This is a genomic window from Phenylobacterium sp., from assembly GCF_020253645.1.
In the GTDB taxonomy this organism is placed as follows: Bacteria; Pseudomonadota; Alphaproteobacteria; order Caulobacterales; family Caulobacteraceae; genus Phenylobacterium.
The window spans coordinates 1-8,722 of record NZ_JADCBG010000156.1; the positions used below are offsets into that span (position 1 = coordinate 1).

An 8,722-nucleotide genomic window follows, 5' to 3' on the forward strand; every position below is an offset into this window, starting at 1 on the left:
GGAGCTCTACCGATGACCAGGCTGGCTCGCGTCGTTGTCCCAGGCCTGCCGCATAGCAAGTCCCGATGCCTTGAGTGACGATCTATTGCATACAGTGTCACCGTAACCCTCCGAGGATGTTTTCGGAGACCAGGGATGTCGCCTGTCCCTGCGCAACCTCAGTCATGCAGATCAGGATCCCGGGTCCGTAGCGTCCGCTACGCCGGCTTCATCCGCCGCGCGGATGTCGTCGGGCGTCTCCACGGTGAAGCCTTCCCGGCGAAGCCGGTCCAGCACCCCGCCTTCCGACAGGAGGGGGCGGAGGGGGACAACCGCCAGGGCGACGCCAGGCCGGGCGAGAGCCGCCCGGATGTCGGACGTCATGTCGGACTTGAACCGAGCGTCAAAGGCCTGCGCGCCCGGCGTGGCGGCGATGCAGCGCTCCCAGGTCCGTTCGGCGGCCAGGGCTCCGGCGACATCCCCCCGGGCCCAGGCGCGGGAGGCCTCCCGGACGGCGCCGGCTCCCTCCTCGACCTCATCGAGGACCGCCGCAAGGCAGGCTTCGCCCGCGGCCCTTGGCGTCTGCGCCAGGTCGGCCAGCAGGGGGCCGAGGTCGTAGGTCCGCTGTACCGTCGCCTTCCCCTGCTCGCGCGCGAGCAGACGGATCAGCTTTGCGGGGTCTGTGGTGGTGAGGGCGTTGGCCTCCATCCAGTCATTATGCAGCATCAGGCCTGCGGCGAGGGGGTGGGAGACGGCGTAACGCCCCGCCGGCTGGCCCAGCCGCTCCCGGGCTGCGGCGAAGCGCGCCTGGTCCGCCGGCGCCCGGCCGGCCTCGAAGGGTCGCAGGGAGCGGAGCCTCAGATAGCCGACCGCCGCCGCCGGGCTTCCGGCGAGACGGACCCTCAGGCCATTGAACGGCAGGATCACCCTGTCCGAGGCGGCCAGGTAGCGCCCGAAGAGCTGCCGGTTCCACTCCTGCCGCTTTGGGGCCAGGGAGGGGACACCCAGCACCCAGACCCGGGCCTCGCCCCGGGTGATCCGCCAGAAGGCCGGGCCCGGATACCGGGCGGTGACGACCAGTTCCTCGACCAGGGCCTCGTCCGGGTCGGGGGGCAGGTCCTGGGCCGCCAGGGGGACGGGGCGCCCCAAGGTCAGGGCGACGGTTGCGGCGACACCCAGGGCGACGAGGGGGCGCAGGGCGCCGGGACGCTCCCGCGACGCTCTGCAGACGGTCGGACGACGGTTCCGGAATCGCGCTAACATGGTTTCTTCCGCAGGACCCCTCATGACCATCAGACGCCTGCCCCCCGAAACGGTCAACCGCATCGCCGCCGGCGAGGTGGTCGAACGCCCGGCCAGCGCCGTCAAGGAGCTGGTGGAGAACGCCCTCGACGCCGGGGCCCGGCGCATCGCCGTGCAGGTCGAGGGCGGCGGCCTGTCGCGCATCCTGGTCGAGGACGACGGGTCCGGCCTGGCGCCCGATGAGCTCTCTCTGGCGGTGGAGCGCCACGCCACCTCCAAGCTCGCCCCGGACGCCGCCGGCGACTATGACCTCCTGGATATCGCCACCCTGGGCTTCCGGGGCGAGGCCCTGCCGTCGATCGGCTCTGTGGCCCGGCTGACCCTGACCTCCCGGGCCCGCGGGGCGTCGGAGGCCTGGAGCCTGACGGTGGAGGGCGGCGCGGTCGGGCGGCCCGCCCCGGCGGCCTTCCCCGGCCCGAACGGCGCCAGGGTGGAGGTCCGCGACCTGTTCTACGCCACCCCCGCCCGGCTGAAGTTCATGAAGTCCGAACGCACCGAGTCCCAGGCCATCGCCGACGAGGTCAAGCGCCAGGCCATGGCCCACGAGGCGGTGGCCTTCAGCCTGGAGATCGATGGCCGCGCCGTCCTTCGCCTGCCCGCAGAGACGCCGGGGCCGGAGGGGCGGCTGGCCCGACTGTCGGCCATCCTCGGCCGGGACTTCGCCGACAACGCCCTGGCCGTCGACCATGAGCGGGAGGGGGTGCGGCTGACGGGATACGCCGGCCTGCCGACACTGAACCGGGGGACGGCCTCGCACCAGCACCTGTTCGTCAACGGCCGGCCGGTGCGCGACCGCCTGCTGCAGGGGGCCCTGCGCGGCGCCTACGCCGACTTCCTGGCCCGGGACCGGCATCCGGTGACGGCCCTCTACCTGGAAGTCGACGCCCACGCCGTGGACGTCAACGTCCACCCGGCCAAGGCCGAGGTCCGGTTCCGCGACCCCGCCCTCGTGCGCGGCCTGGTGGTGGGGGGGCTGAGGCACGCCCTGGCCGGCGCCGCCCACCGCTCGGCCAGCACGCACTCCGACGCCGCCCTGTCCGCCCTGCGCCCCGAGGGCTGGCGTCCGGGGCCGTCGCCGGAGGGCTTCTCCGCCTGGCGGATGGGCGGCTGGAACCCCGTCGCCGGATCGGGCCGCAGCGCCGTCCTGCCGGGACTGGAGGGCCTGTCCGCCCGGGCCGAACCGGCGCCCGGCCTGGCCGATCCGGGGGCGCCGTTCGACTATGCCGAAGTCCCCGTCGAGGCCGAGGCGATCGACCAGCCCCTGGGCGCGGCCCGGGCCCAGGTCCACGCCACCTACATCATCGCCCAGACCCGCGACGGCCTGGTGGTGGTGGACCAGCACGCCGCCCACGAGCGCCTGGTCTACGAGCGGATGAAGGCGCAGCTGGAGGCCGGCAGCGTCGCCCGCCAGGCCCTGCTCCTGCCCGAGGTGGTGGAGCTGGATCCCGCCGAGGCCGAACGCGTCGTCGCCCGGGCGGGGGAGCTGGAGGCCCTGGGCCTGGTCGTGGAGTCCTTCGGCCCGGGCGCCGTCCTGGTGCGCGAGATCCCGGCCCTGCTGGGCGAGACCGACGCGGCGGGCCTGGTGCGCGACATCGCCGATGACCTGGCGGAGACCGGCCAGGCCCTGTCCCTGCGCGAACGCCTCCAGGAGGTCTGCTCGACCCTGGCCTGCCACGGCTCGGTCCGCGCTGGCCGGCGCCTGACCGCCGCCGAGATGAACGCCCTGCTGCGCGAAATCGAGGCCACCCCCAATTCCGGCCAGTGCAACCATGGCCGTCCCACCTGGGTGGAGCTGAAACTGTCTGACATCGAGCGCCTGTTCGGGCGCAGGTAGGAGCCACGCCATGAGCCGCCCCCCCTTCCATATTGTTTTCGCCCTCTTCCCGGGGCTGACCCAGCTGGACTTCACCGGTCCGCACCAGTTCCTGACCCGAATCCCCGGCGCGAAGGTCCACGTCGCCAGCCGGGCGGGGGGCGAGATCGAGGCCGAGGGCGGCGTGGTCTTCGCCCGGACCGAGCGGCTGGCGGACATTCCCGCCTGCGACCTGATCTGTGTGCCCGGCGGGGCGGAGGCCACGTCGGCGGCCCTGGACCCGGAGTTTGTCGCCCAGGTGCGGCGGCTGGGCCTGTCGGCGCGCTATGTCACCTCGGTCTGCACGGGATCGCTGATCCTCGGCGCGGCCGGGCTGCTGGACGGCCGGCGCGCCGCCTGCCACTGGGCCTGGCGCTATCTCCTGCCCCTGTTCGGGGCGACGCCCGATCCCGGCCGGGTGGTGCGCGACGGCCATGTCATCACCGGCGGCGGCGTCACGGCGGGGATCGATTTCGCCCTGACCGTGCTGGCGGAGGTCGGCGGCGAGGACCTGGCGAAGACGCTGCAGTTGGGCCTGGAATACGCCCCCGCCCCGCCCTTCGACTCCGGCCGCCCCGAGACGGCCCCGGCGGCGATCCTCGAAGCCTACAAGACCCTAATGGCGCCCATGATGCCCCGCCGCGAGGCCGAGGCGCGCGAGGCGGCGGCGCGGCTCAAGGGACGGGCGGGGACCTGAGGCGCCGGCCCCCGAGGGCGGCGTTCAGGCCGGAACCAGCCGCCCGGCGCCATTCTCAACCGCGAAGGCCGCCCGCGTGCTGAGGACTCCGCCCGGCCGGGTGACCTGGTCGAGGACCTTGAACTCGGTGCGCCAGACCTCCGGGCTCACGTCGCAGACCACATAGCCCCGCTGGGCGTTGTTGAACTTCAGGAAGGGATTGTCGGTCAGGTAGCGGCGGCCGTCCGCGCGCTGGTCCACTCCGTCGCCCCCGGAACTGATGGAGGTGGCGACGAACTCCACGGCCAGGGGCGCGCCGGTCGGGTTCCGGCTGTCGCGGAACAGTTCGCCCGCATAGTGCTGGTGTTCATCGCCGGTCAGCACCACGGTGTTCCGGATCCGCCGGTCCCTGAGATGGGCGAGGAGCCGGGTCCGGGGCACGGCGTAACCCGCCCAAGTGTCCAGATTGTAGCCGGGTTCGAGCCCCTCCCGGCGCTCCAGGTCCATGACCATGACCTGCTGGGCCAGGACCTTCCACCGCGCCTGTGAGCGGGCGAGATTGCGGAACAGCCAGGCCTCCTGCGCCTGACCCAGCACCTGTGCAGCAGGGTCACGAACCGCGTCGCAGGTGGTGGCCCATTTGTCGCCGCAGGGTTGGTCGGTACGGAAGGACCGGGTGTCGAGGAGGTTCAGGTCGAGCAGCCGGCCCCAGGCGGCGTTCCGGTAGACCTGCATCCGGGCGCCCCGGGGAAAGGATGAGGCGCGCAAGGGCATGTGCTCGTAATAGGCCTGGACGGCCGCCTGGCGGCGGAGGTTGAAAACCTCGGGGGGGGTCCCGTCCTGGTCCGTCTCCCCGACCCAGTTGTTGTCGATTTCGTGGTCGTCCCAGGTGCAGAACCAGGCGGCGGAGGCGTGGCTGGCCTGAAGGTCCGGGTCCATCTTGTACTGGGCGTAGCGTCGCCGGTAATCGTCGAGGGAATAGATCTCCCCGCCGAGATGGGCGCGGGGGGACCCGGGCCTGGGCGGGGCGGCCGCGCCGCGGCCCTCGTAGATGTAGTCGCCGTAGCAGTAGATGAAGTCGAGGGCCTCCTCGGCGATCTTCCGATGAGCGGTGTAAAGCCCCTGTTCGTAGGACTGGCATCCCACCATGCCGAACCGCACCCGGCGAGGCGTGGCCGAGGGCGCGGGCGTGGTCCTGGCGCGCCCTGCTTGTGAGGCCTCGCCCCCGGTCAGGAACCGATAGGCGTAGACCCGGTCCGGCTCCAGTCCGCCGACCTCCACATGCACCGAATGGCCCAGCTCCGGGCGGGCGAGCGTCTCGCCACGCCGCACTACCTGGGCGAAACCCGGGTCCTCAGCGACCTCCCAGGCCACGGGGACCGCCACGGGGGGCATGCCGCCGCCGGGCTCCAGCGGTTTCGGGGCGAGGCGGGTCCAGATGACGAAGCCGTCGGCGACGGGATCGCCGGCCGCGACCCCGAGCTGGAACGGGAAGTCGGCAAAGACGGGATTGGCCCGGGCCCGCCCGGCCTGGACAAGGCCGGCGCCGCCGGCGGCGAGGGACAGAATCAGCCCACGACGGGACGGGTGGAGGGAATGGGTCATCGGGCCTCCGCGCTGGAAGGGCGCATTCTATCCGGGATTTGTGACAGGCCCAATCCAGCGGCGAAGCCTTCCGCCGGCCCGTTTCCGGGCTTCGGAACCTAGAGCCCCAGGCCGGGGATGGCCTGGCGGCGGAACTCGGCCTGGGCCGCCTCGGAGATGTCCACCACCTTGCGGGCGTCGAGGTCGAAGCTGATCACCACCGCCTCTGCGCTGGCCCAGGGCCGCCCGGAAACGGGATCGACCATCCAGTGGAACACCCGCCGGGTGCGGGCGTTGCAGTCGGCGAAGCCGGAGCGGACCTCGACATGTTCACCGGCGACAGGCCAGCCGTGATGGACGACACGATACTCCAGCACTGCGCCGCCGATGCGAAGGGGCGGGGCGTCGGGGTCGGTCTCGGGGCCCGGCCGGGTCGAGCCGAAAAGGCGGGCGACGCCGTCCGAGACCCGGCCGATGAACATTTCCGGCCGCATGCGCCCGAAGGCGTCAATCTCGTCCGAGCGGACCACGCCCAGGCCGATCCGGGTCATGCCGTGGGCCTCGGCGAAGGCGAGGCCGGCCCGGGTCTGGATGACCGGCGCCAGGTCGATGCTGCGCGGTGCGGCGAAGCCCGGGACCTCGCAGGCGAGGCCGGCGCAGGCGGTGCGGATGCGCTCCGGCCAGGGAAAGGGCCGCAGGTCGCTGGACGTGGCGTGGTCCGCGCGGAGCCGGAAGGTCGCCGCCGGCGTCCCGTCGGCGTGGCGCAGCACAATGAGGAGGTCGGCGTCCGTCTCCCCCAGGGCCACCACGCCGCCGGACGCCCACAGACAGGCGCCCGCCCGGGCCTCCCTGAGAAACCGCATGTGCAGGTCACGGATGATCAGGGTGGCGCCGCCGCTCCGGGCGAAGGCGTCCGGCATGCCCATAAGACGTGAGAGGCCGGCGAGGGCTTCCATGGCCTTGGCGACCCAGAAGCGGACGTTGAGGTGCCCCATCTCGTCGCACTCCCAGGTGTTGACGCCGCCGCTCCACACCTCCACCGTTTCGTCCAAGACCGGCTCCCTTCGCCACAATCGCCTGATTCCCCGGAGGTTAGGCCCTGACGACCGACGCGGCCAGTTCCCATGCCCGCAGGCCGCCCCCGCCGGGCGCCCTGACGCGAATAGCCCACGCCCTGCTCGCAGCGGCCTTCCTGGTGCTGCTCCCCAGCGGGCTGCAGATCTTCAACGCCCATCCGGCCCTCTATACCGGGGAGACCTCGCGCTTTGGTCACGCCTGGCTGGAGATCGGCGCGAGGGAGAGGGCGGAGGACATGCAGGGCTTCCTGCGGATCGGCGGCCGCGAGTTCGAGACCACCGGCGTCCTCGGCTGGTCCGGCGCGACCGGCGAGCGCGAGAAGCGGGCCTTCCCGTCCTGGGCGACCCTGCCCGGCTACCAGTCCCTGGCGACCGGCCGGAACTGGCACCTGGCCGCCGCCTGGATCCTGGGTCTTGCTCTCGCCGCCTATCTCGCGGCGGGGCTCGCCGGAGGTCGCCTATGGCGGGCCCTTCTGCCGACCCTCGACATGCTGGCGCCCAAGGCCATCCTTGCCGATCTCGCCGCTCACCTGACCCTGCGCCTTTCGCCGCCCGAGCGGGGCTACAACCTCCTGCAGAGGCTCTCCTATCTGTTCGCCGCCTGGATCGTCCTGCCGGTCATGGTGATCTCGGGCCTCGCCATGTCGCCGGCGGTCCACGCCGCCTGGCCCTGGACGGGAGACATCTTCGGCGGCCGCCAGTCGGCTCGGTCGGCTCACTTTCTGGGGACGGTCTTCCTGTCCCTGTTCCTGACCGCTCACCTGGTGATGCTGGTCCTGCACCAGCCGCTCCGGCGGCTGCGGATCATGATCCTCGGTGTCCGGGGCGGCCACGCATGAGCGCCTCGCGACGGACCTGGCTGAGGGGGCTCGCCGCCACCGCCGCCGCCGCCCTGGCCTCGGCGTGCGACCGGATCGCCGGCGACCCGACCGTGCGCGCGGGCCTGCGGGGCGCAGAGAGGCTCAACCACGGCGTCCATCGCGCGCTCTTTGATCGCCGCACTCACGCCCGCGAGTACCCGGACAGCGCGATCTCCGAAATCTTCCCGGCCAATGGATCCATCGATCCGTCAGATCCTGGCTACAGGGCCCTGGCGGCGGGCGGCTTCTCCGGGTACCGGCTTGTCGTGGACGGCCTGGTCGAGAGGCCTCTCGACCTCGATCTCGCCGCCCTTCGGGCCCTGCCCTCGCGCAGCCAGGTCACGCGCATGGACTGCGTCGAGGGCTGGTCCGCCATCGCGCGCTGGACCGGCGCCCGCCTGGCTCCGGTTCTGGAACAGGCGGGCCTGAGGCCCGAAGCCCGCTTTCTCGTCTTCCATTGCTTCGACACCCTCGATCCCGAGGCCGGGGCGGATGGCCGCTATTACGAGAGCATCGACCTGGTGGACGCCTTCCATCCGCAGACCCTGCTGGCCTACGAGATGAACGGCGCCCCGCTCAGCATCGCCCATGGCGCGCCCTTGCGACTGCGTGTCGAACGCCAGCTCGGCTACAAGCACGCCAAGTACATCCGGCGCATAGAGGCCGTCTCTGATTTCGCCCACATTTCCGGCGGCAAGGGAGGCTTCTGGGAAGACCGCGGCTATGAATGGTACGCGGGGATCTGAGCGACCCCCGCGCCCCTGGCCAGACGGATCAGCCCTTCTTCGCGAACAGGTCGGCCCAGCGGCGCTTGCGCCGCGCCTTCCAGGAGCCGCGGTGCCAGGCGTCGGAGGCGATCAGCGGGACCACGGTGGTGGCCTCGGCGAAGACCATCTGCTCCCAGGTCACGTCCACCTTGCCCCAGGAACAGGCCTCCTGGAGGGTCGAGGATGAGCAGGCGCCGTCCCGCACGTCCGCCACGGTGATCTGGACGGCGTACTTGTGCATCTCGGCCTCATGGCCAAGGATCTCGGCGCAGACGACGGTGTCCTGGGCGAAGTTCTTGGGCACCCCGCCGCCGACCATGAACAGACCTGTCGTGCCGGCCGCCAGCTTGATTTCGGTCAGCTCGCGGAAATCGGCGATGGAATCGATGGTCAGGTAGGGCTTGCCGGCCTTCATCCGCTCGACCTGGTGCTTCACCAGGCCGAAGCCGGCCGAGGAGTCCGTGAAGGCCGGGCAGAAGATCGGCACGCCCTCGTAGAAGGCGGTCTCGATCAGGGATGCGGGCTTGCGGGCGTTGCCGGCGGCCAGCCACCGGCCCATCTCGTGGATGAACTCCCGGCTGGAATAGGGGCGGGGCTCCAGCATGTTGGCGATCTCGTAGATCACC

The 8,722-nt window shown here is 71.8% G+C and carries 8 protein-coding genes; 4 read left to right on the forward strand and 4 right to left on the reverse strand.

What is annotated here, in order from left to right; all coding sequences use genetic code 11:
• Positions 1-171: 171 nt before the first annotated feature.
• Positions 172-1,242, reverse strand: coding sequence for a TraB/GumN family protein (locus INE98_RS10695; RefSeq protein ID WP_293538830.1), 1,071 nt, complete (start codon positions 1,240-1,242; stop codon positions 172-174).
• 22 nt (positions 1,243-1,264) lie between these two features.
• Between INE98_RS10695 and mutL the strand changes: the two genes are divergently transcribed.
• Both mutL and INE98_RS10705 read left to right on the forward strand, forming a co-directional pair.
• Entirely contained in the window at positions 1,265-3,115 is a 1,851-nt protein-coding gene (gene mutL / locus INE98_RS10700) for a DNA mismatch repair endonuclease MutL (protein ID WP_293538831.1), read from the forward strand.
• A gap of 10 nt (positions 3,116-3,125) precedes the next feature.
• Positions 3,126-3,830, forward strand: coding sequence for a DJ-1/PfpI family protein (locus tag INE98_RS10705; protein ID WP_293538832.1), 705 nt, complete (start codon positions 3,126-3,128; stop codon positions 3,828-3,830).
• A gap of 24 nt (positions 3,831-3,854) precedes the next feature.
• Here INE98_RS10705 and INE98_RS10710 read toward each other — a convergent pair whose 3' ends face one another.
• Together INE98_RS10710 and INE98_RS10715 are read right to left on the reverse strand one after the other, a co-directional pair.
• The gene (locus tag INE98_RS10710; protein ID WP_293538833.1) at positions 3,855-5,414 is read right to left on the reverse strand and encodes an alkaline phosphatase D family protein; all 1,560 of its coding nucleotides are present in this window, start codon (positions 5,412-5,414) and stop codon (positions 3,855-3,857) included.
• 98 nt (positions 5,415-5,512) lie between these two features.
• Positions 5,513-6,445 (reverse strand): thioesterase family protein, encoded by a 933-nt coding sequence (locus tag INE98_RS10715; RefSeq protein ID WP_293538834.1) that lies wholly within the window; start codon positions 6,443-6,445, stop codon positions 5,513-5,515.
• Between the two features lie 110 nt (positions 6,446-6,555).
• On the opposite strand from INE98_RS10715, the gene INE98_RS10720 reads away from it, so the two are divergent.
• Together INE98_RS10720 and INE98_RS10725 are read left to right on the forward strand one after the other, a co-directional pair.
• Positions 6,556-7,308: a cytochrome b/b6 domain-containing protein gene (locus tag INE98_RS10720; protein ID WP_293538837.1), complete on the forward strand. Its 753-nt coding sequence runs from the start codon at positions 6,556-6,558 to the stop codon at positions 7,306-7,308.
• The gene (locus INE98_RS10725) at positions 7,305-8,075 is read left to right on the forward strand and encodes a molybdopterin-dependent oxidoreductase (protein ID WP_293538835.1); all 771 of its coding nucleotides are present in this window, start codon (positions 7,305-7,307) and stop codon (positions 8,073-8,075) included. Before INE98_RS10720 ends, INE98_RS10725 begins: the two co-directional genes overlap by 4 nt.
• Positions 8,076-8,103: 28 nt before the next feature.
• Here INE98_RS10725 and INE98_RS10730 read toward each other — a convergent pair.
• A partial coding sequence (locus INE98_RS10730) for a deoxyhypusine synthase family protein (RefSeq protein WP_293538836.1) occupies positions 8,104-8,722 on the reverse strand: 619 nt, incomplete at its 5' end.